Genomic DNA, 26,312 nt, shown 5'->3' with positions numbered 1-26,312 from the left:
TCCGCAGAGCAACTGATTGACGGGACATGGTGGCGGTCGAACACGGATACGAAGAGCTGTTCTTCGATCCATGGTCGTGGCTGGCCAGGCGCGGAGCCGCTTCACGGCGGGCTGCGCGCTATTGATGAAGGACGTGCTGGGAATGCTGCGTGCGGGTGGGGTTGGGACGGTGGCGCGGTTTGCTGCGGCGCTGCTGGGTGGAGTGGCTGTGCTCACGTGGTTCGAATGGCCTGCGCGATCCCAAACGTCACAAGGCGGCAGCTCTCTTCCTCCGGTGACCGTCGAAGCGCCGGCGAAGCAATCGGCCCGCCGTGCGCCGACCAGGCGAAACGACGCCCGGGTCCGATCGACCTCACGGCGTGCCCCGCAAGCTCAGACCGTCGCCGTGCAATCGCAGTCGGGTGTCGTCCCCGCCTTTGCGGGGGGCCAGGTCGCTCAAGGCGCGCGGCTGGGAATGCTCGGCAATACCAGCACCATGAAGTCACCGTTCAGCGCGACGAGCTACACCGACAAGTTCATTCGGGATCAGCAGGCGGCAACGGGTGCCGATGCCCTGATCCTCGATCCGTCCGTGCGAAGCTCCCACCCGACGGGCGGTATCGTCGATTCCTTCAACATACGCGGCTTCCCGATCAATGAAGGCAACAACGGTGAGTTCGCCTTCGAGGGCCTTTACGGAATCGCGCCGACATATCGGATCCTCACGGATTACGTCGAGCGCATCGAAGTGCTGAAAGGTCCGTCGGCTGCGCTCTCGGGCATGGCGCCCAACGGCGGCGTTGGCGGCGTCATCAATGTCGTGCCCAAGCGCGCGCAAGAGGATCTGACCCGCTTGACCGCGAGCTACGGTTCGACCGCACGCTTCGGCGGTCACTGGGATGTTGCCAGACGCTACGGCGACGGCAAGGAATGGGGCGTGCGTGCCAGCGGGAGTCTCCGCGGTGGTGATACGCCCATCGATCGCCAGTCCGAGACGACGGGTGTCGGATCGCTGGCGCTGGATTATCGAGGCGAGCGCTTCAGGTCCTGGCTCTATCTCATTGCGCAGACCGATCGGTTCGACGCTCCCTCACGTCCCTTTTTGATGGCGCCCGGACTGCAGGTGCCAAAGGCGCCGGACGGCAAGCTGAACGTGACCCAGCCCTGGGAATGGTCACGCATCAACGACCAATCCGCCTTGCTGCGGACCGAGTACGATGTCAGCGATCAGGTCACTCTGTTCGCGGATGTCGGTGGTGCGAAGACGAATGTCGAACGGTTCTTCGGTCTTCCAACGATCGTCAACACGAGCGGCGATACGACCTCTACGCCCCAGTACTTCGGCCTCAGCATCGATCGAACCACATATGACGGCGGAGTCCGCGCCCGCTTCGACACAGGCTTCGTCCATCATGCTCTTGCCGTCCAGGCTTCGGTCTATCGGGATGCACTGTACCGGCGCCTGACGAATGGTAGTCCCGTCACCTCGAACATCTACAATCCGACCGTCGCGCCGACTCAGTTGGCCAACGAGATCAGCGACCGGCCCCGGCTGTCGGACAGCGAACTCACGGGGCTTTCGATTGCCGACACTTTATCCGTGCTCGACGAGCGGGTCCTTCTGACCCTTGGTGTCCGGCGGCAGGGCATCGAAGCCCACAACTATCTCTCCAACATCGGGACGCTGAGCTCATCATATGACAAGAGTGCGGTTACCCCGGTGGTCGGTCTCGTCGTCCGGCCCGTGGAGAATGTCTCCTTGTACGCCAATTATGTCGAAGGCCTCGCGCGGGGCGACGTGGCTCCTCAGAACGCATCCAATTTCGGCGAAGTGCTGCAGCCCTACGTCGCAAAACAGTACGAGGCCGGCGTCAAGGTGGAGTTCGGCCGGATCGCAACCACCTTCAGCGCGTTCGAGATATCGAAGGCGAGCGGCGAACTGTCCGCCGGGCGTTTCGCGGCGACGGGTGAACAACGGGTCCGCGGACTGGAATTCAGCGTCTACGGCGAGCTCAAGCCGGATGTTCGCGTCCTCGGAGGCATTTCGCTGCTGGACGGCACCCTGACGAAGACAGCCGTCGCGGCCAATGTGGGCAATACGCCGATCGGCGTTCCGAACGTGCAGGCCAATATCGGTGTGGAGTGGGACCTGCCGTGGATGAGGGATCTCACCTTGAATGGAGCCGTGATCTACACGGGCAGGCAGTTCGTCGACGCCGCGAACAAGCAACCGATTCCGGAGTGGACGCGGCTGGATCTCGGCGCCCGTTACACCACGGCGATCAGCGGCAGGAAGACGGTCTTCCGCGCCAACATCCAGAATGTGACCGGGGCGAGTTACTGGTCCAGCGTGGCGTCGTTCGGGACGTTCTTCCTGGGGGCGCCACGGACGTATCTCCTGTCGATGACCGTGGATATGTAGTCGCCGTTGTCGCAAATCAGCAACCGCTCCCGGGCGCGATTGCGGGAGCGGTCGTGCAGAAGCCGGCGGCAGCATGCGGGTGACGTGCATGCGGGTGACGACCGTGTGCAGATCGGTCGACCTGGCCGACAAAGTGGATAGTTGCTTGGCAACCGGTGCGCCGCAGCTCGCTCCCCCTCCAGTGATGGCCTCAGTGAAATAATTTCATTGAATCAATGAGGTGACTTCCGTTTCCGGTGCCTTTCGTCCGCAGGACCGAAACTGGCGCGGCTCTTGCTCTTGCCAGTATGAGGGTTCTTGATAAACGTCATACTGCGGGATCAGGTGGATGGAGCAGGCGGTGAGGCGGACTTTGCGGGCGGTCGAGCCCGGAACGGCGGTGCTGTTCGGAGGGCTGATTGCCGCCAACATCGCCGCATGGGCCTGGGCCTTCGCGCTGTTCGGCGACCGACCTACGGTTCTGGCGACTGCGCTGCTGGCCTGGGTGTTCGGCCTCCGGCACGCCGTCGATGCCGATCACATCGCCGCCATCGACAACGTCGTGCGCAAATTGATGCAGGCGGATGGCGCGCCGCACAGTGTCGGCCTCTATTTCGCGCTCGGCCATTCCACCGTCGTCGTGGTCGCGACCCTCTTGCTTGCGCTCGGCGTGGTGGGCCTCGGCGGCGACAGCCTGCTCAAGGACATCGGCGGCCTTATCGGCACCTCGGTGTCGGCGGTTTTCCTGCTTGTGATCGCGGCCATCAATCTCGTCATCTTCGCCGGCCTGTGGCGGACGTTCCGCGCGGCACGGGAGCAGGGCGTGCACGACGCCGAGGGACTCGAGCGGCTGCTCGCCAATCGCGGCTTCCTCGCGCGACTGCTCGGACCGCTGTTCCGCCTGGTCACAAAGCCCTGGCACATGTATCCGTTGGGTTTCCTGTTCGGGCTCGGCTTCGATACGGCGACCGAGATCGGCCTGCTCAGCATCTCCGCAACCGAGGCCGCGCGCGGCGCCTCCCTCGCCGACGTGCTGGTCTTCCCTGCGCTGTTCGCGGCGGGCATGGCGCTGGTCGACACGGCCGACTCCGCACTGATGGTCAGCGCCTATCGATGGGCGTTCGTCGATCCCATGCGAAAGCTCTGGTACAACCTCACGATCACCGGCGCCTCCGTGGTGGTCGCGCTGTTCATCGGCGGCATCGAAGCGCTCGGCTTGGCGGCCGACCGGCTCGGCCTGTCCGGGGGCGTGTGGACGCTGGTCGATGGTCTCAACGAATCGCTCGCCAATGTCGGCTTCGCTGTGATCGCGCTGTTTGCGATCGCGTGGCTCGTCTCGGTCGTGCTTTATCGTCGCCTCTTCGAGGGGGACCGGCGCCGGGCCGCGACGAAAGCCCTGGCATGCGCCGATGCGACCGAAGCGGCGTAAGCCCGGTCGTCGCGGCAGCGCCCTGACGGCGCTCTCGACCCTGGTGCTGCTGGCGGATGACGGCCGCGCTTTCGCGCAGGGCAGCAACACCTCACGCGAGCTGCCGCCAATCGAGGTCGGCGGCGGCGAGACGACGCCTCGCAAGAAGCCGGTGGCATCGCGCCGTATCGGCAAGCCGTCTCCCGACGGCCATCGCACTTTTTTGGATTCGGCAGGGACACGAGCTTCGGAAGCGCGCAGCGTCGCCTCGGGTGCGAAAGGCCAACCCGGCATGGCCAGCGAAATTACCGTCTCTGGCGAGGAGATCAATGCACGCCCCTTCGCGCGGCCGGGCGAGGCGCTCGAAGCCGTGCCAGGTCTCGTCGTGACGCAGCATTCCGGCGAAGGCAAAGGCAACCAGTATTTTCTGCGCGGCTACAATCTCGATCATGGGACCGACCTCGCGATCACCGTCGACGGCGTTCCGGTCAACATGCGCACCCACGCGCACGGCCAGGGCTATGCCGATCTTAATTGGTTGATCCCGGAGACCATCGCCGCAGTGGACGTCCGCAAGGGTCCGTATTTCGCTGACGATGGCGATTTCGCTTCGGTCGGAAGCGTCCATGTCGGACTGATCGACCGCACCAGGGGATTGGCGCAGGTGAGCGTGGGCAGCTTCGGCTACCGCCGCCTGCTCGGCATGGTCTCCGCAAAGCTCGGCGACGGCGCGCTGCTGGTGGCCGGCGAGGTCGGGACCTACAACGGCCCGTGGGACAATCCGGACAACGTGCGCAAGCTCAACGGCCTCGTGCGCTACAGCCAGGGCAGCGCGACCGACGGCGTCTCCGTCACCGGCATGGCCTATTCCAACACATGGAATTCGACCGACCAGGTGCCGCAGCGCGCGATCACCTCCGGCTTTCTCGATCGCTTCGGCTCGGAAGATCCGAGCGACGGCGGCAACACCAACCGCTTCGCGCTCTCCGGCCGTATCGCGCAGAGCGACGATCTCGGCTCATGGAAAGCCAACGCCTATGTCGTGAAGAGCCAGCTCGACCTCTTCAACAATTTCACCTACTTCCTCAACGATCCCGTGCTTGGCGATCAGTTCCACCAGCATGACGACCGCCTGATGGCAGGCGCCAACGCTTCGCGCACGCTGAACGGTTCGTTCGCGGGCTTGCCGATGCAGACCACCGTGGGCCTGCAGTCGCGCTATGATGCAATCGCTCTCGCGCTGACCAGCACCTTCCAGCGCGGCTTCCTCGCCAACATCCGCAGTGACAAGGTTGGGGAGGGCAGCGTCGGCGTCTATGCCGAAAACACGGTGCGCTGGACGGACTGGCTCAGGACGACGGTGGGCTGGCGTGGCGACTATTATTCCGCCGACGTCACCTCGCGGTTCAATGCCAGCAATACCGGCCGTGCTGACGCTGCGCTCGGCAGCCCGAAATTCAGGATGGTGCTCGGTCCGTTTCACCAGACCGAGTTCTTCGTCGGCGCCGGCTATGGCATGCACTCCAACGACGCCCGTGGCGCGACCACGACCGAAGACCCCAGCGATCCCGCGACGAGGCTCACGCCGTCGCCGCTCCTGGTGCGCACCAAGGGTGCGGAGGTCGGCGTTCGCAGCAGGATCGTTCCCGGGCTGGACAGCTCGCTCAGCATCTTCATGCTGGATCAGGACTCCGAAATTTTGTTCTCCGGCGATGCCGGCGACACCTCGGCAACCCGCGCCAGCCGCCGCTACGGCTTCGAATGGACCAATCACTACCGGCCGCGGTCCTGGATCGACATCGACGCCCATCTTGCGATGACTCATGCGCGCTTTCGCGGCTACGACAGCGAGCAGGCGGAGGTTTATACCTCGCTCGCCGGCTATCCGGAGGCGCAGATCGGCAACGCACCCGGCAACTACATTCCGAACGCGCCGGCAATGGTGGCATCGGCCGGCATCACGCTCGGCGAGAAGACCGGCTGGTTCGGCACCTTGCGCTGGCGCTACCTGGCGTCGAGTCCGCTGACGGAGGACAACGCATTCCGCTCCTCCGCGATCAGCATCTTCAACGGCCGCCTCGGCTATCGCATCGACAATGGCTGGCGCCTTCAGCTCGACGTGCTCAACCTCCTCGACACGAAGGCCAATCAGATCAGCTACGCCTATGGCTCGCTGCTCAAGACCGACACGCTCTATAATCTCTGCGCAGCCGGCACCGCGCCGGCCTCAGTCTGTCAGAACGGCGTGATGGACTATGTGCTGCATCCCGTCGAACCCCTGACGTTCCGGCTCACGATCGCCGGAAGTTTTTAGTTGGTCGGGTCGCGGTGCGACGATGGCCTGTCGCCGGGCCGCCTCGGCGCCCAGGGCCAGGGCATTCGGCTGGTACGCGCCGCGTTCTCAGACGCGAGCCTGCGCCCCACTGTCCGAAGCTGGAGAAGAGGTCATACGCTGGCTTGTCAGCTTTCTGCCTGACGGCGTGACGTACGCGCCGACGGTGCGGGCGCCGTCTTGAGCGGCGCGAGGTCGGACCGCCGCGAATGCTATTCATCCGTAGCGGTCAGCTTCCTCGTGCCATTTCAAAGGGCGGTTAGCGGCAGACGTAGGTTCCGTTGACCAGCACGCGTACGCAGGCCCTGCCTGCGGCCGCTGCGCCGACGGCTGCGGTCCCGACGACCGCGCGCCTGGTGGTCCGGCGTGCCACGCCGGCGACGGATACGGGCGTCAGCGGACGCCCGACCCGCGCGTCCGCTTGGCTGAAGGACAGCGATGGCGTCTCGTTGGATGACCAGCCGAACGAGACAGACATTGCGACACCGGCCACAATGGCCACAACCAATAGTTTTCCCAGCATACCAGACGTCATGACGAGCTCCATTCGTTTGCGGTTACGGATCTGATCGGTTCAGAACGGGCGGTCGGATCGTTGATCAAGATCAAGGGAGTTGAGACAGGCGGGTTCGTCCTGGCTCACCCTTCTGCGGCCGAACGTCGGTGTTTTGCCTGACGGGTCAAACATCTGTTCCGAAGCGGGTCCGTTGGGTCAGTTTTTCCATTCGAAAAAGCATAGTGCCGCCAACCACTTGGCTACTGTGCATGGGGTTGTTTTTCAGATTTTGTATTGGCGGGAGAGGTCAGCTCGGCCTATCAAGGCGAATTCGTCAGGTCGAGGCCCCGAACAGTCTGCGGACTGCCGGCAGCCACTCGCCGGTCATCGTGAACTCGAGCCCGAGGCGCGCGCCGCAGGTGATGGCGGCCATCGTGACGGGTGCCGAAATCGCGAGCGTCGAAAACGCGCTCAGGCCCTGACCAATGGTGCAGCCCAACGACATGATGCCGCCGATGCCCATCAGCAGCGCGCCGGTCATGTGGCGCTTCAACTCGCGTGCGTCGTCGCATGCCTCCCAGCGGAAGCCGCGCGCGAGCATCGCGGCGGCAAATGAGCCTGCGATAACGCCGGCAACGGAGCCGATGCCAAAATTGAGCCGCGCACCGGAGAAGGTGGCGATGTAGAGAATGGCGTCGCCAAGCGGCGCCACGAAGGTGAGCGAGGAGACCCGCGCGGGATCGAACTCGTCGTCGGCAAGCCATCCGGTCGCAAACCAGCCGAACGCGATCGCGGCGCCGACGGCCAGGCCGGAGGCGAGCAGCCGCGGCGACCGGATCAGTCTGCCATCGGCCAGGGCCCAGACGGCGAGCGCGGCTGCAATTGCCACGACAAGGATTGCGCGCATCGCGCTGCCTGCGCCGAGCAGCGAGGTCAAGGTCTGGTTGCTTCCCTCGGGCAGCCGCAACGACAACGGTTCGATCAGTGTCAGGCGCAGCATGCCGGTGATGCCGCGCATCGTCGCGAGCGCCGACAGGCCGAGCACGAGAAAGACCACGATGGCACGGAGATCGCCGCCGCCGACGCGTACCAGCGTGCCGAATCCGCAAGTGCCGACCAGAGCCATGCCGACGCCGAACATCAGCCCGCCGATGATCGCGCCGCCAAGGCCGATCGATGCCGTCAGGTAGATCGACCGCGACAGGTCGACGATGCCGAACACGGCGAGCGCCTGGGTCGCGAGCAGAGCGACCGAAGCGGCCAGGGCAAAGGATTTCAGTCGGCGAAAATCCGACCCGAAGAAGGCGTCCTCGAGCATCGCCAGCGTGCAGAAACGTCCCGCGCGGCCGGCAACGCCGAGCACGGCACCGGCCGCAAGCCCGCATGCAAACGCCATGGTCGAAGGACTGAGCATTCCTCCCGCTTCTTTTTTGTTTCTGTCCGCGGGTAGTCTGCGCCGGTGGGGCGCGAAAAGCCAGCGCGGAGAACTACCGGCGGCGCCGGCGTACCGGCTCGCAGAACACGTCGTATACGGCGGTGAGAATCTTGCGGACGTCCTCGCTCGCGAGACTGTAGTAGATCGTCTTGCCGTCGCGGCGGGTCGTCACCAGCCGATCGAGTCGCAGCCGCGCGAGCTGCTGCGAGACGGTCGATTGTCGCTCGCCCAGGAACTGCTCGAGCTCGGTCACGGATTTCTCGCCCTCGGCAAGGATGCAGAGCAGCAGCAATCGGGACTCGTGCGACAGCGCCTTGAGCATGTCGCTGGCCTCGCGCGCCTTCTCGATCATCTGCTCGAGTTCGGCGGAGCCCTCGATCTCCTTCAGCTTCGGCAACGGCATCGCGTCAAGTTCCTCTCAGCAAACTCCGCAAGAACGGTCACGACCCCTTGGGTTCCGATCCCGCATTTGACAGGATTCGGTCCAACAGGCCGAAGAAGAAGACATCCCCGGGATAGCCGCGGATGCGCCCGATCTCACGGCCCTCTTGTACCACGACGAAGGTCGGCGTGAAGGGACCAGGATCGATTCCGGCGAGGTCGGCGGGACGGGGGCTGTTCAGGTCGACCCGGCGCAGCGGTGCAGCCTGGCTTTCGTCGGTCTTGCTGTAGATCGGCGCGATCTCGGCGTTGAAGCGAGCGCACCAGGCGCAGCCGGGGCGCTCGAACATGACGAGCTCGGCGGCACGCGATGCCGTCGCGGGCAGCGCGAGCCCGACGGCGAGCGCGAGCAAAACGGCGATTCTGGTCATGCTGCGTAACAGGGCCTTTCCGGGCTTGATAGACGGACTTGCTTTCCGAACGTCATTGACGCCTTATATCATTAAATTCGTATATGTGCTAGGGATGGGGCGGAAATGACCTTGGATGTCACGCTGGGTGCGGCCTTTGTCGCCGGCCTGTTGTCGTTTCTGTCGCCCTGCATCCTGCCTCTGGTGCCGCCCTTCCTGTGCTACATGGCCGGTGTGTCGGTCACGGATCTGTCCGGCGACCGGCCGGAGCTGCGGCCGCGGATCCTGATCTCCGCTCTGGCCTTCGTGGCGGGCTTTTCGCTGGTGTTCGTCGCGCTCGGCTCGACCGCGTCGATCGCGGGACGCTTCATCTCCGCGCATCTGTCGACGCTCGGCATCGTCGCCGGCGGGCTGATCATCGTGATGGGCCTGCATTTTCTGGGGCTGCTCAGGATCCCGCTGCTCTATCGCAGCGCGACCGTGCAGGTCGACAACCGACCGGCCGGCGTGGCAGGGGCTTTCGTCATGGGCTTGGCCTTTGCGTTCGGCTGGACGCCCTGCGCGGGGCCGATCCTCGCTGCCGTTCTGCTCATGGCGGGCTCGGAGGACACGACCGGGCGAGGGGCGCTGCTGCTGCTGGCCTATTCGGTGGGGACCGGCATTCCCTTCCTGATCGCGGCGGCCTTCACCGGCCGCTTCATCGCCGCGCTCGGTCGCGTCCGACGGCATCTTGGCCTGATCGAGAAGACGATGGGCGTTTTCCTGGTCGCGACCGGCCTGATGTTCCTGACCGGATTGATGCCCGCGGTCTCGGAATGGCTGCTCGAGCATTTTCCTGGACTGACCAGTATCGGCTGAGGCTAGCCGTAGCGAAAGTCGAGCAACTGGGCGAAGGACTGCAGCTCGATCAGGTAACGATGCACCAGGGGGCCGTCGCCCGCCATCGCGGCATGAGCGATCTCGCTGCTGCTGGCGATCGCACCATCGATCAGGCGGCGGAATTCGCCCTGGGCGGCGATCTCGCTATTTGCCCATTCGTTACAGCGCACGAGTCGATCGCGAAACGCGCCTGCGGCGGAAACGGTTTCCTCGGCGTTCGCCGGCGCCGGTTGTTCGCCGTATCTGACGGCCGCGACACGCAGCGCTTCCATGGCGGGCGCGATCTCGAAGATGCAATCGCCGAGATCGTAGAGCCCATTGTGACGTCTGAGCACGTGAACAGCCTGCCGAAGCGCGAGCAACTCGCGGCCGGCGGCGACAGTGTCGCCTCGCTCCAGCGCGCCGGTCGCCGCGGTCAGGCGTTGTTGACCCCGGTCGAGAAATCCCGGCCATTCCGCCTGCTCGGCGGGCAGGGCACCGGACTCGTTGGGAGCAAGCTGTTTCCACCTGACCACCGCTTCGTCGGTCTCGATCTGTGCCAGCGCGATATTTCCGGTGCGCGCATAGCTCGCGGCCGTGCGCAGATTGGCCATGATCGGCGCCATCGCCGATGCGATATGCGCAGGTCGATCGGCCTCGGCGCCGCGCGCGAGCGCGGTCGAGGCCAGCCATACCAGCAGCGCGATGGTGCAGCGCAAGATCGGATATCCTTGTCACATTCGTGTATTCGAATATCATAATGAAAATGAGCAACGCGCAAGATCTTCCGATGCACGAAATCCCGACATCGCTTCCGGGGCTGACACGCCGCGGCCTCCTGGCGATCGCGGCAAGCGTGGCTTTGGCCGGCAATCGCGCGGCGGCCGCCGAGCCGACGGTCGGAGAAGACGGGCTTTATCACGAGCCTTGGTTTCTGCAGAGTTTCCTCGATCTGCGCGAGGACCTCGAGAGCGCGGCCGCCGCAGGCAAGCGCCTCGCGATCATGTGGGAGCTGCGCGGCTGCCCCTATTGCCGCGAGACGCATCTGGTTAACTTCGCTGATGCCGGCATCGCAAGCTATATCCGCGACAATTTCGAGGTATTGCAGCTCAATCTGATCGGTTCGCGCAAGGTGACGGACTTCGATCGCCAGGAACTATCGGAGAAAGAGCTCGCCCAGAAATACGGGATCCGGTTTACGCCGACCTTTCAGTTCTTTCCTCCATCTCCTGATGGTCTCGACGCAAAGGATGCGATGGCGCGCGAAGTGATCCGCGCCCCGGGCTATCTCAAGCCGCCGCACTTCCTGGCGATGTTTCGTTTCGTGCGGGAGCGCGCGTATGAGCGCGGCTCGTTCCGGGATTTTCTGGCCGCGAACGGCTGACCGGACGCGTCTTTCGAATTTCACTTGACGTCGTCGATCACATGAACATATCATGATAAATGAATTTGATGGACTGTGAGTCCGTCATGATCGAAAGCGGGCGTCACCCCGCAACAAGGGTAGGGAACATGCGGCGCTCGCTCATGGCTGCATTTGCACTTTGTCTGGCGGCCGGAAGCGCCCTCGCGCAAGAGGCCGTCAAGGAGCCGATCAGGCTCGATGTCGTCGACGATTCCTTGCCGAAATCCCTGACCGGCGCGCCGGGCGATGCCGTCGCCGGGAAGAAGGTGTTCCTGACGCGCACGCTCGGCAATTGCCTGGCCTGCCACCAGGTCACCAGCCTGAAGACCGAGGAATTTCACGGCGAGTTCGGTCCGTCGCTCGACGGCGTCGCCGGTCGCTACACCGAGGCGCAGCTCCGACTCATTGTCGCCGATCCCAAGCGCATCTTCACCGACACTGTCATGCCGGCGTTCTTCAAGAACGACGGCTTGAGCCGGGTGCGCCCGGAGTTCGTCGGCAAGTCAATTCTGACGGCCGCGCAGGTCGAGGACGTGGTCGCCTATCTCAAGACGCTGAACTGACGGCGAGGAGGATTAAGCAATGAAAGCCATTAATCGACGGCAGGCATTTGCGCTGGGGGGCGGCTTCGTCATGCTGACCCTGATGCCCATGGCGGCCGATGCCGAAGTGACGGGCGACGCGGCGAAGTGGATCGAGAAGTTCACCGGCGGCAAGCAAGCCGTCAAGGGCAAGATCTCGCTCGACCTGCCCGAGATCGCGGAAAACGGCAACACGGTGCCTCTGTCGCTCACGGTCGAAAGCCCGATGACCGCAGACTCCTATGTCAAGGAAGTCATGATCCTCGCGGACGGCAATCCGAACGCCGGTGTCGCGACGCTGATGTTCACGCCGCTCTCGGGCAAGGCCGAAGCATCGATCCGGATCCGGCTCGCCACCACGCAGAACGTGGTTGCGGTCGCGAAGATGAGCGACGGGTCGCTGTTCACGGAGCAAAAGACCGTCAAGGTCACAATCGGCGGCTGCGGCGGCTAAGCTCAAGGAGACGGACGATGGCAGAGAAACCGCGCCTCAAGCTTCCCAAGGAAGCGACCAAGGGCGAAATCATCCAGATCAAGACCCTGGTCTCGCATGTCATGGAGTCGGGCCAGCGCAAGGACGCGCAGGGCAAGCCGATACCGCGCAAGATCATCAACAAGTTCACCTGCGAGTTCAACGGCAAGCCAGTCTTCAGCTGCGTGCTGGAGCCCGCGATCTCGGCCAACCCCTACATCCAATTCGACGCCAGGATCGACGAAGCCGGGACGTTCAAGTTCGCCTGGACCGACGACGACGGCTCGGTGATCACGGCCGAAGAGAAGATCGCGCTCAAGGCGTAATGCCACAGCGCTTCGAGGGAGAGGGTGGATGCTGTCGCGCTATATAAGACTAGCTGTCGCGATCGCCGCGGCGGCATCGGTGGCGACGTGTGCATCCGCGGAGGAGCCCGAACGCAAGGGCATCCCGGCGCCTCCCGGCCACGTCTTCAAGACCATCATCTCCGGGTACCAGTTCCGCAGCAAGGAAACGCGGGCCCTTCAGGACGACGACCTGGAGAACCCGGGCTTCCTCGCGGTGGAGCGCGCGGCGGATGCCTGGAAGAAGGTCGAGGGAAGCGAAGGCAAGTCCTGCATGAGCTGCCACGGCGAGGCCGAGACCAGCATGAAGGGCGTCGGCGCGGCGATGCCGAAATGGGACGACAAGCTCGCGAAGCCGGTCAATCTCGAGCAGCGCATCAACATCTGCCGCAGCGAGCACATGAAGGCGGAGCCCTGGAAATTCAAATCCAGGGAGCTGACCGACATGACCACTTTCGTGCGATATCAGTCGCACGGCATGCCGGTGGCGGTGAAGACCGACGGGCCGATGTCGCCGTGGTTCGAGCGCGGCAAGCAGACCTACTATACGCGCTATGGACAGCTCGATCTCGCCTGCGCGTCGTGCCACGAACGCAACAACGGCAAGTTCATGCGCGCGGACTTCCTGAGTCAGGGCCAGACCAACGGCTTCCCGACCTATCGGCTGCGCGACCAGCGCCTGGTGCCGCTGCATGAGCGGTTCGAAGGCTGCATGTTCGACGTGCGCGCCGAGCCGTTCAAGCCGCTCTCGGACGAGTTCCTTGCGCTCGAGCTTTATGTCGCCTGGCGCGGCATCGGCTTGCCCGTCGAGACGCCGTCGGTGCGCAACTGAAACGATGAATTTGCAGGAGCATTGCGCATGATCTCTCGGCGAGAGTTCATTCAGGTTGCGGCGGCAACGGCGGCACTCTCGACCGGTGTCGGCCCCGGCTTGACCCGGGCCGTCGCCCAGCAGCGCCTGACCGAGAAGGAATTGTTGGCGTTCGAGCCACTCGGCAACGTCACGCTGGTGCACGTGACCGATATCCACGGCCAGCTGATGCCGCTCTATTTCCGTGAGCCCTCGACCAATCTCGGCGTCGGCGAGGCCAAGGGCCTTCCGCCGCACGTCACCGGCAAGGAATTTCTCGCCCGTTTCGGCATCGCGCCCGGCTCGTCCGCGGCCTATGCGCTGACCTCGGAAGATTTCGAGGCGCTTGCCAAGAGCTACGGCCGTATCGGCGGTCTCGACCGGGCCGCGACCGCGATCAAGGCGATCCGCGCCGAGCGCGGCGACAAGGTCGCACTGCTCGACGGCGGCGACACCTGGCAGGGCTCTTGGTCCTCGCTGAAGACCCGCGGACAGGACATGATCGACTGCATGGCCCTGCTCAAGCCCGATGCCATGACGGGCCATTGGGAGTTCACCTATGGCACCGAGCGCGTCAAGCAGGCGATCGACGGGCTCGGCTTTCCCTTCCTCGGCCTCAACATCCGCGACACCGAGTGGAACGAGGCGGCCTTCGACGCCTCCACCATGATCGAGCGCGGCGGCGTCAAGATTGCGGTGCTCGGCCAGGCCTTTCCCTATACGCCAGTCGCCAATCCGCGCTGGATGATCCCGAACTGGTCGTTCGGGGTGCGCGAAGAGGACGTCCAGGCCCAGGTCGACAAGGCGCGTAAGGGCGGTGCGCAACTGGTCGTGTTGCTGTCCCACAATGGCTTCGACGTCGATCGCAAGCTCGCAAGCCGCGTCAAGGGCATCGACGTCATTCTGACCGGACATACCCATGACGCGCTGCCCGAGGCAGTGAAGGTCGGCAAGACCCTGCTGATCGCATCTGGGTCCTCAGGCAAGTTCGTCTCGCGACTTGATCTCGACGTCCGCGACGGCGAGGTCAAGGCGTTTCGCTACAAGCTGATTCCGCTGTTCTCAGATGTGATCAGTGCGGACGCCGAGATGGCGGCGAAGATCGCCGAGGTGCGCAAGCCCTTCGTGTCCGACCTCACCAAGGTGCTGGGCAAAACCGATTCGCTGCTCTATCGGCGCGGCAATTTTAACGGCACGTTTGATGACCTGATCTGCCAGGCGCTGATGCAGGAGCGTGACGCCGAGATCGCGCTGTCGCCAGGCTTCCGCTGGGGCACCAGCGTGCTGCCGGGGCAAGACATCACCTTCGAGGATGTCACAAACGCGACCGCGATCACCTATCCTGCGGTCTACCGCATGGGCATGACGGGCGCGCGTCTGAAGGAGATCATCGAGGACGTCGCCGACAATCTCTTCAACATCGATCCCTACTACCAGCAGGGTGGCGACATGGTGCGGATCGGCGGACTGTCTTACGCGATCGACGTCACCAAGCCGCAGGGGCAGCGCATCTCCGACATGCAGGTTCTCAAGACCGGCATGCCGATCGATCCCGGCAGGGAATACCAGGTTGCCGGCTGGGCCAGCGTCAACGAAGGCACCGAAGGGCCGCCGATCTGGGACGTCGTCGCGAACTACCTGACGCGAGAGAAGACCGTTCGGCTCGAGCCCAACAGGGCCGTCAAAGTTACCGGAGCGTAAGAAGCGATGTCGAAGACAGACAGCCAATCCCGTCGCAGCTTCCTGACCGCTGGCGCCGGCGTCGCGGCCGCGATGCTGGCAAGACCGGCAACGGCCGGCGGAAATCCCGCCAACCAGCCGCCCAACGTGCCCGAGTGGACGAAGTCGCTCGGCGAGGGCGTCGCCGTCCGCCCCTATGGCAAGCCGTCGAAATTCGAGAAGGATGTCGTGCGGCGCGACGTCGAATGGCTGACCGCCTCGCGCGAATCCTCGGTGAGCTTCACGCCATTGCACGAACTCGAAGGCATCATCACTCCGAACGGCCTCTGCTTCGAGCGCCATCACGGCGGCATCGCCGAGGTCGATCCGGCCGATCACCGCCTGATGATCCACGGGCTGGTCGAACGTCCGCTCATCCTCACGCTGGAAGAACTGAAGCGTTATCCACGCGTCAATCGCATCCACTTCATGGAATGCGCTGCGAATTCCGGCATGGAATGGCGCGGCGCCCAGCTCAATGGCTGCCAGTTCACTCACGGCATGATCCACTGCGTGCAGTATACCGGCGTCTCGCTGCGCACCTTGCTGGAAGAGGCCGGCGTCAAGACCAACGGCAAGTGGCTGCTGGTCGAAGGCGCCGATGCGGCCGCGATGGATCGCAGCCTGCCGATCGAGAAGGCGCTCGACGACTGCATCATCGCCTACAAGATGAATGGCGAAGCGCTCTATCCCGAGCAGGGCTATCCGATGCGGCTCGTGGTGCCCGGCTGGCAGGGCAATCTCTGGGTCAAGTGGCTGCGCCGCATCAAGGTCGGCGACCAGCCCTGGCATACCCGTGAGGAGACGTCGAAGTACACGGACCTCATGCCGAACGGCAAGGCGCGGCGCTTCACCTGGTCGATGGACGCCAAGTCCGTGATCACGAGCCCGAGCCCGCAGGCGCCAATCCGTCACGGCAAAGGCTTCACCATCGTCTCGGGTCTTGCCTGGAGCGGCAACGGCAAGGTCAAGCGCGTGGACGTCTCGCTGGACGGCGGTCGCAATTGGTGGCCGGCACGGCTCGACGGGCCTGTCCTCGACAAGGCGCTGACGCGCTTCTACTACGAGTTCGACTGGAACGGCGAGCCGCTGTTGCTGCAATCACGCGTGCAGGACGAAACCGGCTACGTGCAGCCGAGCAAGGCGGAGCTGCGCAAGATCCGCGGCGTCAATTCCATCTATCACAACAACGGCATCCAGACCTGGCACGTGCAGGCCAATGGTGAGGTCGAGAATGTCGAAGTCGCTTAAACTCATCGCCGTCGTGCTGACGGCCTGCGCGCTGAGCGCGCCGGCGTTTTCGCAGCAGAAGGGTGACGCGAAGGGCGGACCCCGCTATCACATCGGCCGCGCGCCGACCGCGGACGAGATCCGCGGCTGGGACATCGACGTGCGTCCCGACGGCCAGGGTCTGCCGGAAGGCAAGGGCACGGTCGCGCAGGGCGAAAAACTGTTTATGGACAATTGCTCGTCCTGCCATGGTGAGTTCGGCGAGGGCAACGGCCGCTGGCCGGTGCTGGCCGGCGGCAAGGGCTCGCTGACCTCGGACAATCCGGTCAAGACCGTGGGCTCGTACTGGCCTTACGCGTCCACCGTGTTCGACTACGTCAGGCACGCCATGCCCTATGGCAACACGGGTTCGTTGTCGGTCGATGAATATTACGCGCTCGTCGCTTACGTCCTGTATCTGAACGACGTCGTCACCGACCAGAACTTCGAGCTGAATAAAAAGACCCTTGCCGCGATCAAGATGCCGAACGAGCAGGGCTTCGTGATGGACGACCGTGCCACCAGCGAGAAGTCGTTCTGGCAAAAGGACCCCTGCATGAAGGACTGCATCGCTCCGGTGAAGATCACCGGGCGCGCGGCCGCCATCGACGTGACGCCCGAGGACGGCAAAGAGAAGAAGTCGCGGGGCGTGGAGTGAGAGACGGCCGGGCGAGCCGCCGCGCGCTGCTGCATGCGGCTCTCGCGGCCGGCCTTTTCGTCAGCTTCCATCCGGCTTTGGCCCGGGCGGCGGAACCTCATCGGCTCGCGTTGCAGATCAGCGACGACGACCCTGTCAAGATGCGTGCCGTTCTCGATGTCGCCGCCAACGTCTCGCGGCATTATTCCGGGCAAGGCGAGGACGTCGAAATCGTGGTCGTTGCCTTCAACGGCGGCGTCGACATGCTGCCGGCCGACCGCTCGCCGGTGAAGGAGCGGCTGGTGAATTTCCTGAAATCGATGCCCAATATGAGCTTCATCGCCTGCGGCAATACGCTGGAGACGCTCGCGGCGAAGGAAGATAGGCGGCCGGCGCTGATCGAGGGCGTCAGCGTGACACAGGTCGGGGTTGCCGCGCTGATGGATTTGGCGGAGAAGAACTGGACGATGGTCCGGCCATAGGGAGAGAGCCGACGATGCGATGGTTGCTGGGACTGGCCATCTTGCTTGCGTTCGCAGGGACCGGATATGCGGCCGAGCAGGAGCTCGAGCTGTCGATCGACGGCCGCACCACACTCGCAACGCTGCGCACGCCCGCCACGATGACACCGGACACGCCGCTCGTCGTGATGACCCATGGCACGCTCGCGCACAAGGACATGGAGGTCATCCAGGGCGTTGCCAACGCGCTGGATCAGCGCGGCATCGCTTCGCTCGCTCATACGCTGTCGCTCGGGCTCGATCGCCGCAAGGGCATGTATGATTGCGCCGCGCGGCATGACTATGTCGTCGGGGACGCCGTTGCCGAGATCGGCGCCTGGGTGGCGCGGGCGAAGGGCCTGTCCCGGCTTGTCTTCGCGTTCGGCCATTCGCGCGGCGGCAACCAGGTCGCGCGGTATCTCGCAGTCGGCGAAGCCCCGCCGGTGGCGGGTGCGGTGCTGCTGGCGCCGGTGACCGCAAAAGCCGAGGCCGATCTGCGCGCCTCCTACGCCGCGACCTACGGCAAGCCGCTCGAACCGTTTCTGGAGCTGGCGACGAAATCGGTTGCGGCGGGTCACGGCGGGGAGTGGATGGACGTCCCCGGCTTCATCTATTGTCGCAATGCCGTTGTCACCGCGCGGGCCCTTGCGTCGTTCTACGGCGCCGACCCCGGCCAGGATACGGCCGCGCTCGTGGCACGCGTTAAGCTGCCGGTGCTGGTGCTCGCCGCGACCAAGGATACCGTCGTGCCCGACGTGGCGGCCTCCTTCACCTCGCTTGCCGGTTCGAGCGGGGGCAGGGTGCAGCTCGACACGATCGAGGATGCCGATCATTTCTTTCGCGACCTGTTCGCGGAAGACGTCGCCGACCGCATCGCCGAATTCATCAAGCAGACACGATAGGAGGGGGACGATGCAGCGTCGATCCATGCTTCGCGTGGGCCTTGCCGGACTATTTGGTGCCTTCGCAGTGCGCCAGGCGTCCGCGGCGACGGACGCGTCCGCACGACAGCGCGTCGTCTATCATCTCGCCGATGCCGATCGTGTCGTCTTCGTTCTGGGCAATCTGCAAAACCATGTCGACGGCGTCGGCGGACCTGGGAAGGCCGATATCAGGCTGGTGGTGCACGGGCCGGCGCTGCGCGCCTTCCACGCGCTCGCGGCACAGGATCACACCGTTGCGATGATGACGAAGCTCGTCGACGCCGGCGTTGGTTTCGACGCCTGCGCCAACACGATGAAGGCGCAGGGCGTCAAGCTGGACGACCTCACGCCCGGCTTTGTGGTGGCCGAGAAGGGCGGCGTGGTGCGGCTCGCCGAGTTGCAGCAGCAGGGATATGCCTATCTGCGGCCATGAGGCCCGGCATCCTGCGGTGTCGAGCTTTGATCTGGCTCATGGGACGCGATGGCCCGATCGCTAGAATTGCATGCTCGCAGGAACAGCCGAGGCGGACGTGCTGACGCCGATCATTGATCTCTTGGGTGAGGACCGGCTGTCTTGGCTCGGCGGCCTTCTGGTTGGAGGCCTGTTCGGGTTCTTCGCCCAGCGCAGCCGCTTCTGTCTCCGTGCCGCGGCGGTCGAATTCTCCCGCGGCGAGGGCGGGCCGCGCCTTGCGGTCTGGCTCCTGGCCTTTGCTGCGGCGCTGGTGGGCACGCAAGGCTTGGTCGCGCTCGGCTGGCTCGACGTATCGGAGGCGCGTCAGCTCGCGCAGCAGGGCAGCATCTCCGGCGCGCTGCTCGGCGGCATCATGTTCGGTTGCGGGATGATCCTGGCGCGCGGCTGCGCCAGCCGGCTGCTGGTGCTCTCGGCCAATGGCAATCTGCGAGCATTATTGTCGGGGCTGGTGTTCGCGGTGACCGCGCAGGCCTCCTATCGCGGCCTGCTGTCGCCCGCGCGCGAATGGGTAACCAATCTGTGGCTGGTCGATGGCGGCCCGTCGCGCGACATCATGGCGATGTTCGGTGCCGGCACGTCCGAGAAGCTTGCCTTCGGAGCGGTGTGGCTGATTGCGGGGCTGTCCTTTGCCTTTCGCAGCCGGCTGCCGCGCCGGCTGATCCTTGCCGCGCTCGCGGCCGGAACAGCCGTCGTCGCCGGCTGGCTGTTCACCTACCAGCTGTCGCAAGCTTCGTTCGCGCCGGTGACGTTGAAGAGCCTCACCTTCAGCGGACCGTCGGCCGAGTTGCTGATGCTGGTGCTCAACAGCGCGCAGCTCCGGCTCGGATTCGATCTCGGCATCGTCCCCGGCGTGTTTCTCGGCTCGTTCCTCGCCGCTGCGCGGGCGCACGAACTGAAGCTCGAGGGATTTTCGGATGGGCTCGGCATGCGGCGCTACCTGTTCGGCGCGGTGCTGATGGGATTCGGCGCGATGCTCGCCGGCGGTTGCGCGGTCGGCGCCGGCGTGACCGGTGCCTCGGTCTTTGCACTCACCGCCTGGCTCGTGCTCGGCGGCATGTGGCTGGGGGCGGGGCTCACGGATCTGCTCGTCGATCGCGCCGGCATGCCGCAGCAGCCGACGAGCTTGCCGGCAAGGAGTGGCTAAACTTGTCGCTTTGCTGAATTCTACTTCTTGAGGGTGATTTTCCGGTCTCTCTGTAGGCCGGTGGTCGGCGCGCCGAGCGACCTGATCGGTGCTGCCGTTGTGCTGTCTCAATCTGGCTGCCACCAAGGACACGACACGGATCAGGCTGTCTGCGTTCGCGATCGCCTTTATCGGCAACGCCGGCTGTGCGCCGGTGCAAGGGAAACTTCCGCTGAGCTCAATCGGCGCGGCCGCGCCGCCGCTACTACCCCGCCAGAAATCCGCCATCGACCGCAACCACCGTTCCGGTGGCGTATTGCGAGGCTGGCATGCAGAGGAAGGCCACGGCACCGGCGATGTCCTCGGGCTGTCCCCAGCGCTTGAATGCGGTGCGGTCGGCGATACGCTGGTAATGGGCGCGGTCGGCGCGGCCGGCGGCATTGATCGCGGTTTCGACATAACCCGGCGCAACGGCGTTGACGCGGATGCCGTCTTCGGCCCACGCCAGGGCGAGCGCCTTGGTCAACATCACGACGCCGCCTTTGCTGGCGCAATAGGCCGGGATCCGCGGCAGTGCCAGGGTCGCATTCATCGAGGCGATGTTGACGATTGAGCCGTTCATCTTAGCCAGCTGCGAGCGGAACGCCATGCAGGTCCGGAACGTGCCCGTGAGATTGACGTCGAGTACTTTTATGAAGGTCTCGATCTCGAATTCCTTGTCCCGCGCCAGGATGCCGGCGCAGTTGATCAGCGCATCGACGCGTTGGTGGCGCCCGGCGAGGGACGCGACGGCTTCATCGCTCGTGACATCGAGCGTCGTGAGCGCAAGCCCAGCGCGCGGCTTGAGCAGGGAGCGTTCGAGATCGGAATCATTGACGCCCGTTGCGGTCACCGTCGCCCCGAGATCGCAGAATTGGTTGCTGATCGCGGCGCCGATGTCGCCGGCACCGCCGACCACGACGGCATGAAAGCCGGGGGTGAGAGAAAAGCTGTCACTCATCGGACGATCTCACTTCAGGATTGCGGGAGGCGGAGCCGTCGATTCCCGGACCACCAGCGAGAAATCGACCTCGCGATGCATGATGGTCTGCTCGCCAGCGAGGCTGCGCACCAGATATTCTCCGGCACGCTGCCACGTCTCGTCGGTTGGGACGTGGATCGTGGTCAGGCTCGGTCGCAAATGGCGGCTCCAGTCGAGGTCGTCGAAGCCGACGACCGAGAGATCTCGCGGCACCGAAAAGCCGCTGCGCTCCGCTTCCAGCAGGACGCCATAGGCGATGACGTCGTTGCCGCAGACCACTGCCGTCGGTCGGTCCCTGAGGTTGAGAAGATGCCGGGCCGCCTCGCGCGCGTCGTCGAGGGTATAGGGCACCTCGACATGCCATTCCGGAGGCAGCTCGAGGCCGCTCTCTGCGAGCGCGCGGCGAAAGCCGGCGACGCGGGCGCCGGCGCGGTCGTTGTTGCGCTGGAGCGCGGACACGATTCCGATCTTGCGATGGCCGAGCTCGATGACATGCGCGGCCGCCCGATGGGCGGCTGCTTCGTTGTTCGTGCCGACGCAGGGGTAGGGACGGTCGGGCTGATAGATCCCGACATTGATGAAAGGCACCGCATTGTCCGCAAGTAGCTTGCGCAAGCCTTCGTGGTGGCAGTCGCCCCGCAGCACGAGGCCATCGACGCCGCGGCCGATCAGGTTGCGGGCCTGTTGCAGTTCGACGTCGAGATCGTATCCGCTCGTGGTGAGGAACAGCATGTAGCCAACCGACGAGAGGTATTTCTGCAGCGAAGCGATGCCGCGCGCGAACATCGTGTTGTCGATCGTCGGCACGATAGCGCCCAGCGTACGCGACCGCCGCGATGACAGAATGCGGGCCGGCGCGTGCGGGATGTAACCAACGGCGTCGATAGCCTGCGCAATGCGCGCGCGCAGGGAAGGGCTCACCGCCTCGGGATTGTTGAGTGAACGAGAGACCGACGCTGTCGACACACCGGCCCGCGCCGCGACGGCGCGGATGCCCTGCTTCGTCAACTTGGCGGACGGCTCGTTCATGATGTAACGTTACAATCCCGTCTCAGGCCTGCGGTTTGGCAAATATCTATGATATTGCCGCAGAAACATCAGAAAGTCTATCACTTGACAGGGGTGCGGTGACGCTTAGGATGTAACCGTTTTCATAAGGCGCCGATAGCACAAGGTGCCAGCGGGAGGAGAGTTCGATGAAGGTCAAGATGCTCGCGACGCGCGTGGCGTTGCCCGTTTTTGCGATTGCCGCCGTCAGCGCGCAGGCACACGCGGCGGACTTCGACTGGATGAAATTCAAGGGCAAGACCGTCACCTTTCTTGCCAACAACAATCCGGTCTCGCAGGCGCTGCTGACCTACAAGGCCGATTTCGAGAAGTTGACCGGCATGACTCTCAAGGTCGACGGTTACCAGGAGCAGCAGATGCGCCAGCGTCTGGTGACGGTGATGAATGCAAACAGCGACGAGGTTGATGTCTACATGACGCTGCCGTCGCGCGAGGGCGAGCAATTTGCCGCCGCCGGCTGGTATGCCGATCTCACCGCAATGGCCAAGAACGACGTCGCCAAGGATTACGATTCTGCCGGCCTGAGCCAGGCGCTGCTGAAGGCGGCGACTTTCGGCGGCAAGTTGACCAGCATGCCGATGAATCTCGAGGGCCCGATCTTTTATTACCGCACCGATATCTTCAAGAAGTGCGGCCTCGATGCGCCGAAGACGATCAAGGACGTCGAGGCTGCGGCCGAGAAGATCAAGACCTGCGACAGCTCGGTGACGCCGTTCGTCTCGCGCGGCCTCAAGCCCGCGGTCGCCTACACGTTCAGCAACATGCTGCACAACATCGGCGGCACCTACATCGCCAACGGCAAGTCGAATCTCTGCTCGGCCAAGGGTAAGGAGGCGCTCGACACCTATAGCCGTCTGCTGCGCGACTTCGGCCCGCCCGGCGTCGTCAACTACAGCTTCCAGCAGATTTCCGCGCTCTATCGCAGCGGCCGTGCCGCGATGGCGTTCGAATCCTCCAATGAGCTGCGGACCGTTATGGACGGCGGTGCGCGCCTCAAGGACACAGGCCTGTTGCCGTTCCCGGCGGGTGAAGCCGGCCAGGTGCCGACCACGATCGGCTGGGGCATGGCGGTGTCCTCGCACAGCAAGCAGCCGGATGCCGCCTGGTATTTCGTGCAGTGGGCGACAAGCCCGGAGGTGCAGAAGAAGATGGCGCTTCAGGGTATCGCGCCGCCGCGCCCGTCCGTCGCGAACGATCCCGAATATCGCAAGTGGATCGACGAAGAGCCGGTCCGCAAGGAATGGCAGGCTGCGCTCGACGTGCTCGCCACCAAGGGCTCGTCCGAGGTCGGCTATCCCATCGTCGCCAATCCGCAGTCGCGCGAATTCATCGGGCAGGCGGTGCAGGATCTGATCCTCAAGCAAAAGCCGATCGACCAGGCCTGCGCGGATGCCGACAAGGCGCTGGACGCGCTGATCGCGCTGAACTGACCGCCCGGTGCCGGCTGGCTTGCTGCCGGCCGGCACCTCACTCGATCGAGGACAGGAACACATGTCTGATACGGCTGCGCCACTCACGCAGGACCGGCAGAAGCTGGAGATGGCGGCGCTCTCGGCGCCGGCCGTGTTCTTCACGGTCGCGATGATCGCGTTTCCGGTCGTTTATACGATCTGGCTCGGCTTTCAGACGTTCTCCTCGACCGGCAAGCAATCCTTCGCGGGCCTCGCCAATTATTCGAAGCTGATCTCCGATTACGAATTCTGGCACGGTTTGTGGATCACCATTGCGCTGTTCGTGCTGTCGCTGGTGCTGCAACTCGTCTTCGGTGTCTGGCTCGCGCTGGTGCTGTTCAATGCCAAGCGCCTGCCGGGCATCTTGCGCTCGCTGTTCATCTCGCCCTTCATGATGCCGCCCGTGGTGGCAGGCATGATGTGGCTGGTTATCCTCGATCCGTCGCTGGGTGCCGCCAACTATATCCTGCAGTCGTTGGGCCTGCCGCCCTCGGACTGGCTGGCTTCGCCGACGTGGGTGATTCCGACCGTGGCGCTGATCGACAGCTGGCAATGGACGCCCTATGTCGCCTTGATCGTGCTGGGCGGATTGCAATCGCTGCCGCCGAGTGTCTATGAGGCCGCGCAGATCGATGGCGCGTCTCCGTTGAAGACGTTCCAGCGCATCACGCTGCCGCTGCTGCTGCCGACCATCGTCACTGCAGCCATCCTGCGCAGCGTCGATCTGCTGCGCTTCTTCGACATCATCTACATCACGACGCAGGGCGGTCCCGGCAACGCCTCGAATACGCTCAACATCTACGGCTTCCGGGTCGGATTCGAATTCTTCAACATCGGCTATGCCAGCGCGTTGATGCTGACGCTGACCGCGATCGTGTTCGGCGCGGTGCTCGCCTTCAATCGGCTGCGCGGCGCAGTGGCGTGGTGATGTCATGAACGATGCCGCCAACACCGACCGCTGGATCCGCTGGCTCAACACGGTGCAACTCGTGCTGGCCGGCATGATCATCATGGCGCCGACGGTCTGGATGGTGCTGTCCTCGTTCAAGCCGTCCTTCGAGGTCACTGCCTACCCGCCCACATTGGTGTTCTCGCCGACGCTGGAAAACTACGCGGAGTTGACAAGGACGACGCCGTTTCTGAGCTATGCGCTCAACAGCCTGATTGTCACCGTCGGCTCGACCGCGCTCGGGCTGTTGTTCGGAATTCCCGCCGCCTTCGCCGTGTCCTGGACGCGCATCACGTGGCCGGCGATCCTGACACTCGCGGCGCGCATGGCGCCGGGCACGCTCTTCCTGCTGCCGTGGTACGTGATGTTCCGGCAAATCGGCATGATCGGATCCTACACCGCGCTGATCCTCAGCCATGCCGTCATCACGCTGCCGATCGTGATCTGGGTGCTGCTACCGTCGTTCGATGCCATTCCACGCAGCGTGTTCGAGGCTGCACAGGTGGATGGATGCAGCGTCACGCGCATCCTCTGGCGCATCGCGATGCCGCTGGTGGCGTCGGGCATCGCCGTTTCGGCGATCCTCGCCTTCGTGTTTTCGTGGAATTACTTCCTGTTCGCGCTGGTGCTCTCCAATGGTGACACCAAGACGCTGATCGCGGCCGCCTTCAACTTCATCGGCGAGGGCTCGACGCAATGGGGCGCCCTCATGGCGGCCGCGACGCTGATCGCGTTGCCGCCGTTGGTGCTGGCCGCCCTGGTTCAGCGCTGGCTGGTGTCCGGGCTGACGCTCGGTGCGGTGAAAGGCTAGGTATCTGATGAACGTGTCCCCCCGTCCGAACTCAATCATGCAGGCCGCGGTCTTCCACGGCAACGACCGCATCACCATCGAGCGCGTGGCGATGCCCGATGTCGGTATCGGAGAGGTGCTGGTCCGTGTCTCGCGCACCGCGTTGTGCGGCTCCGATTTCAAGCTCTGGCACAAGGGCGCCGAGTTCACCGCCGGGCATGAGATCTTTGGTGTCGTCGAGCAGCCGGGTCACCGGCTGCATGGCCGCCGTTGCGCGGTCTACATCCCCCTGCATTGCGGCCACTGCGCCGCCTGCACGCGCGGCGACACCCAGATGTGCCTGGAGGTCTCGAGCCTGATCGGCTGGAACAGGCCGGGCGGCTATGCGGAGTACGTCCCGGTGCCGGAAAACTGTCTGTTGCCGGTGCCAGATGACATCGAGGACAGCCTTGCGCCGCTCCTGCTCGACACCATCGGCACCTCCGGCCACGCCGTGCGGTTCGTCAGTCGCGTAGTGCCGCCGGAGGAGACGGGTGCGGTCCTCGTGATGGGGGCGGGGCCTGTCGGTCTCGGCGTCGTGCTGGCGCTTCGCGCGCTCGGCTATGACGACATCTATGTCGCCGATCCCAACGCGTCGCGATTGAAAATCGCCCAGTCTTTCGGTGCAAAAGCACATCCAGTTGGCGATACCTCGAAACGCTTCGCCCTCATCATGGAATGCTCGGGCGCGCATGCGGCCCGCAACCTCGGCATCGAGCTTGTCCTGCCGCGCGGGGCGCTGGTGCTGGTCGGCGAGAACGCCGCGCCCTGGACCATCGAGGAAGGCAAGGTCTTCCGTCGCAAGGACTTTTACATGATCCGGACCTTCTATTTCCCGGTTTCGGATTTCGAGCCGAATGTTGAGCTGCTGCGCAAATACAAGGACGAATATCGCGTCCTCGTCGATGGCGAGTTCGGCCTCCCGGCGCTGCCCGAGAATTTTGCCCGCTTCGCCAAGGGCGAACTGATCAAGCCCGTGCTGGCGCTGGATTGACGATC

27 protein-coding genes are annotated in these 26,312 nt (G+C 64.3%); 20 read left to right on the top strand and 7 right to left on the bottom strand.

The window, feature by feature from the left end:
* Positions 1 to 70: 70 nt before the first annotated feature.
* The 3 genes from JQ580_RS15105 (at position 71) to JQ580_RS15095 (ending at position 6,102) form a co-directional block, all read left to right on the top strand.
* Positions 71 to 2,401 (top strand): TonB-dependent receptor, encoded by a 2,331-nt coding sequence (locus JQ580_RS15105; protein WP_212280862.1) that lies wholly within the window; start codon positions 71 to 73, stop codon positions 2,399 to 2,401.
* Positions 2,402 to 2,729: 328 nt separating this feature from the next.
* Positions 2,730 to 3,809 (top strand): HoxN/HupN/NixA family nickel/cobalt transporter, encoded by a 1,080-nt coding sequence (locus tag JQ580_RS15100; RefSeq protein ID WP_212280861.1) that lies wholly within the window; start codon positions 2,730 to 2,732, stop codon positions 3,807 to 3,809.
* Positions 3,790 to 6,102, top strand: coding sequence for a TonB-dependent receptor (locus tag JQ580_RS15095; protein WP_212280860.1), 2,313 nt, complete (start codon positions 3,790 to 3,792; stop codon positions 6,100 to 6,102). The genes JQ580_RS15100 and JQ580_RS15095 overlap by 20 nt, the downstream gene beginning before the upstream one ends.
* 277 nt (positions 6,103 to 6,379) lie before the next feature.
* Here the strand turns inward: JQ580_RS15095 and JQ580_RS15090 are convergent, their stop codons facing one another.
* The 4 genes from JQ580_RS15090 to JQ580_RS15075 form a co-directional block, all read right to left on the bottom strand.
* Positions 6,380 to 6,598 (bottom strand): hypothetical protein, encoded by a 219-nt coding sequence (locus JQ580_RS15090; protein ID WP_409363209.1) that lies wholly within the window; start codon positions 6,596 to 6,598, stop codon positions 6,380 to 6,382.
* A 352-nt stretch (positions 6,599 to 6,950) separates the two neighbouring features.
* Entirely contained in the window at positions 6,951 to 8,030 is a 1,080-nt protein-coding gene (locus JQ580_RS15085; protein ID WP_212280858.1) for a YeeE/YedE family protein, read from the bottom strand.
* A 73-nt stretch (positions 8,031 to 8,103) separates the two neighbouring features.
* A complete protein-coding gene (locus JQ580_RS15080; RefSeq protein ID WP_028137430.1) occupies positions 8,104 to 8,454 on the bottom strand; it encodes an ArsR/SmtB family transcription factor in 351 nt (116 codons plus the stop codon).
* A gap of 37 nt (positions 8,455 to 8,491) precedes the next feature.
* Complete coding sequence (locus JQ580_RS15075) at positions 8,492 to 8,863, bottom strand: thioredoxin domain-containing protein (protein WP_212280857.1); 372 nt, start codon at positions 8,861 to 8,863, stop codon at positions 8,492 to 8,494.
* Positions 8,864 to 8,968: 105 nt separating this feature from the next.
* Between JQ580_RS15075 and JQ580_RS15070 the strand changes: the two genes are divergently transcribed.
* Entirely contained in the window at positions 8,969 to 9,700 is a 732-nt protein-coding gene (locus tag JQ580_RS15070; RefSeq protein ID WP_212280856.1) for a cytochrome c biogenesis CcdA family protein, read from the top strand.
* Positions 9,701 to 9,702: 2 nt separating this feature from the next.
* On the opposite strand, the gene JQ580_RS15065 is transcribed toward JQ580_RS15070, so the two are convergent.
* Entirely contained in the window at positions 9,703 to 10,419 is a 717-nt protein-coding gene (locus tag JQ580_RS15065; protein ID WP_212280855.1) for a hypothetical protein, read from the bottom strand.
* A 41-nt stretch (positions 10,420 to 10,460) separates the two neighbouring features.
* Here JQ580_RS15065 and JQ580_RS15060 point away from each other — a divergent pair, with 41 nt between their 5' ends.
* The 12 genes from JQ580_RS15060 (at position 10,461) to JQ580_RS15005 (ending at position 20,016) form a co-directional block, all read left to right on the top strand.
* Positions 10,461 to 11,084 carry a SoxW family protein gene (locus tag JQ580_RS15060; protein WP_212280854.1) on the top strand — a complete coding sequence of 208 codons (624 nt, stop codon included), beginning with the start codon at positions 10,461 to 10,463 and terminating at the stop codon, positions 11,082 to 11,084.
* A 143-nt stretch (positions 11,085 to 11,227) separates the two neighbouring features.
* Positions 11,228 to 11,668, top strand: a complete 441-nt coding sequence (gene soxX, locus JQ580_RS15055; RefSeq protein ID WP_249134196.1) for a sulfur oxidation c-type cytochrome SoxX — start codon at positions 11,228 to 11,230, stop codon at positions 11,666 to 11,668.
* A 19-nt stretch (positions 11,669 to 11,687) separates the two neighbouring features.
* On the top strand, positions 11,688 to 12,140 hold the full coding sequence (gene soxY / locus JQ580_RS15050; protein ID WP_212280852.1) for a thiosulfate oxidation carrier protein SoxY: 453 nt from the start codon (positions 11,688 to 11,690) through the stop codon (positions 12,138 to 12,140).
* A gap of 17 nt (positions 12,141 to 12,157) precedes the next feature.
* Complete coding sequence (gene soxZ, locus JQ580_RS15045) at positions 12,158 to 12,484, top strand: thiosulfate oxidation carrier complex protein SoxZ (RefSeq protein WP_212280851.1); 327 nt, start codon at positions 12,158 to 12,160, stop codon at positions 12,482 to 12,484.
* A gap of 28 nt (positions 12,485 to 12,512) precedes the next feature.
* The gene (gene soxA, locus JQ580_RS15040; protein WP_212280850.1) at positions 12,513 to 13,334 is read left to right on the top strand and encodes a sulfur oxidation c-type cytochrome SoxA; all 822 of its coding nucleotides are present in this window, start codon (positions 12,513 to 12,515) and stop codon (positions 13,332 to 13,334) included.
* Positions 13,335 to 13,361: 27 nt separating this feature from the next.
* Positions 13,362 to 15,053 (top strand): thiosulfohydrolase SoxB, encoded by a 1,692-nt coding sequence (soxB, locus tag JQ580_RS15035; protein ID WP_212280849.1) that lies wholly within the window; start codon positions 13,362 to 13,364, stop codon positions 15,051 to 15,053.
* Between the two features lie 6 nt (positions 15,054 to 15,059).
* Positions 15,060 to 16,322 (top strand): sulfite dehydrogenase, encoded by a 1,263-nt coding sequence (gene soxC / locus JQ580_RS15030; RefSeq protein WP_212280848.1) that lies wholly within the window; start codon positions 15,060 to 15,062, stop codon positions 16,320 to 16,322.
* A complete protein-coding gene (locus tag JQ580_RS15025) occupies positions 16,291 to 16,998 on the top strand; it encodes a c-type cytochrome (RefSeq protein ID WP_212280847.1) in 708 nt (235 codons plus the stop codon). Before soxC ends, JQ580_RS15025 begins: the two co-directional genes overlap by 32 nt.
* Before the next feature lie 26 nt (positions 16,999 to 17,024).
* Positions 17,025 to 17,459, top strand: coding sequence for a DsrE family protein (locus JQ580_RS15020; RefSeq protein WP_212281190.1), 435 nt, complete (start codon positions 17,025 to 17,027; stop codon positions 17,457 to 17,459).
* A 14-nt stretch (positions 17,460 to 17,473) separates the two neighbouring features.
* The gene (locus JQ580_RS15015; protein WP_212280846.1) at positions 17,474 to 18,379 is read left to right on the top strand and encodes an alpha/beta hydrolase; all 906 of its coding nucleotides are present in this window, start codon (positions 17,474 to 17,476) and stop codon (positions 18,377 to 18,379) included.
* A gap of 10 nt (positions 18,380 to 18,389) precedes the next feature.
* Positions 18,390 to 18,833 (top strand): DsrE family protein, encoded by a 444-nt coding sequence (locus JQ580_RS15010; protein ID WP_212280845.1) that lies wholly within the window; start codon positions 18,390 to 18,392, stop codon positions 18,831 to 18,833.
* Positions 18,834 to 18,930: 97 nt separating this feature from the next.
* Positions 18,931 to 20,016, top strand: a complete 1,086-nt coding sequence (locus tag JQ580_RS15005; protein ID WP_212281189.1) for a YeeE/YedE family protein — start codon at positions 18,931 to 18,933, stop codon at positions 20,014 to 20,016.
* A 244-nt stretch (positions 20,017 to 20,260) separates the two neighbouring features.
* Here JQ580_RS15005 and JQ580_RS15000 read toward each other — a convergent pair whose 3' ends face one another.
* The gene (locus tag JQ580_RS15000; protein WP_212280844.1) at positions 20,261 to 20,995 is read right to left on the bottom strand and encodes an SDR family NAD(P)-dependent oxidoreductase; all 735 of its coding nucleotides are present in this window, start codon (positions 20,993 to 20,995) and stop codon (positions 20,261 to 20,263) included.
* A gap of 9 nt (positions 20,996 to 21,004) precedes the next feature.
* The gene (locus JQ580_RS14995) at positions 21,005 to 22,045 is read right to left on the bottom strand and encodes a LacI family DNA-binding transcriptional regulator (protein ID WP_212280843.1); all 1,041 of its coding nucleotides are present in this window, start codon (positions 22,043 to 22,045) and stop codon (positions 21,005 to 21,007) included.
* A 167-nt stretch (positions 22,046 to 22,212) separates the two neighbouring features.
* Between JQ580_RS14995 and JQ580_RS14990 the strand changes: the two genes are divergently transcribed.
* From JQ580_RS14990 to JQ580_RS14975, 4 genes are all read left to right on the top strand, one after another.
* Entirely contained in the window at positions 22,213 to 23,514 is a 1,302-nt protein-coding gene (locus JQ580_RS14990) for an ABC transporter substrate-binding protein (RefSeq protein WP_212280842.1), read from the top strand.
* 61 nt (positions 23,515 to 23,575) lie between these two features.
* The gene (locus JQ580_RS14985) at positions 23,576 to 24,463 is read left to right on the top strand and encodes a carbohydrate ABC transporter permease (RefSeq protein WP_212280841.1); all 888 of its coding nucleotides are present in this window, start codon (positions 23,576 to 23,578) and stop codon (positions 24,461 to 24,463) included.
* Between the two features lie 4 nt (positions 24,464 to 24,467).
* Positions 24,468 to 25,295: a carbohydrate ABC transporter permease gene (locus tag JQ580_RS14980; RefSeq protein WP_212280840.1), complete on the top strand. Its 828-nt coding sequence runs from the start codon at positions 24,468 to 24,470 to the stop codon at positions 25,293 to 25,295.
* 7 nt (positions 25,296 to 25,302) lie between these two features.
* The gene (locus tag JQ580_RS14975) at positions 25,303 to 26,307 is read left to right on the top strand and encodes a zinc-dependent alcohol dehydrogenase family protein (RefSeq protein WP_212280839.1); all 1,005 of its coding nucleotides are present in this window, start codon (positions 25,303 to 25,305) and stop codon (positions 26,305 to 26,307) included.
* Positions 26,308 to 26,312: the final 5 nt, after the last annotated feature.

The organism is Bradyrhizobium sp. SZCCT0148, from assembly GCF_018129985.1.
Classification (GTDB): domain Bacteria; phylum Pseudomonadota; class Alphaproteobacteria; order Rhizobiales; family Xanthobacteraceae; genus Bradyrhizobium; species Bradyrhizobium japonicum_H.
Note: the sequence above shows the minus strand (reverse complement) of the source record. Positions and strands in the feature narration are given on the sequence as shown.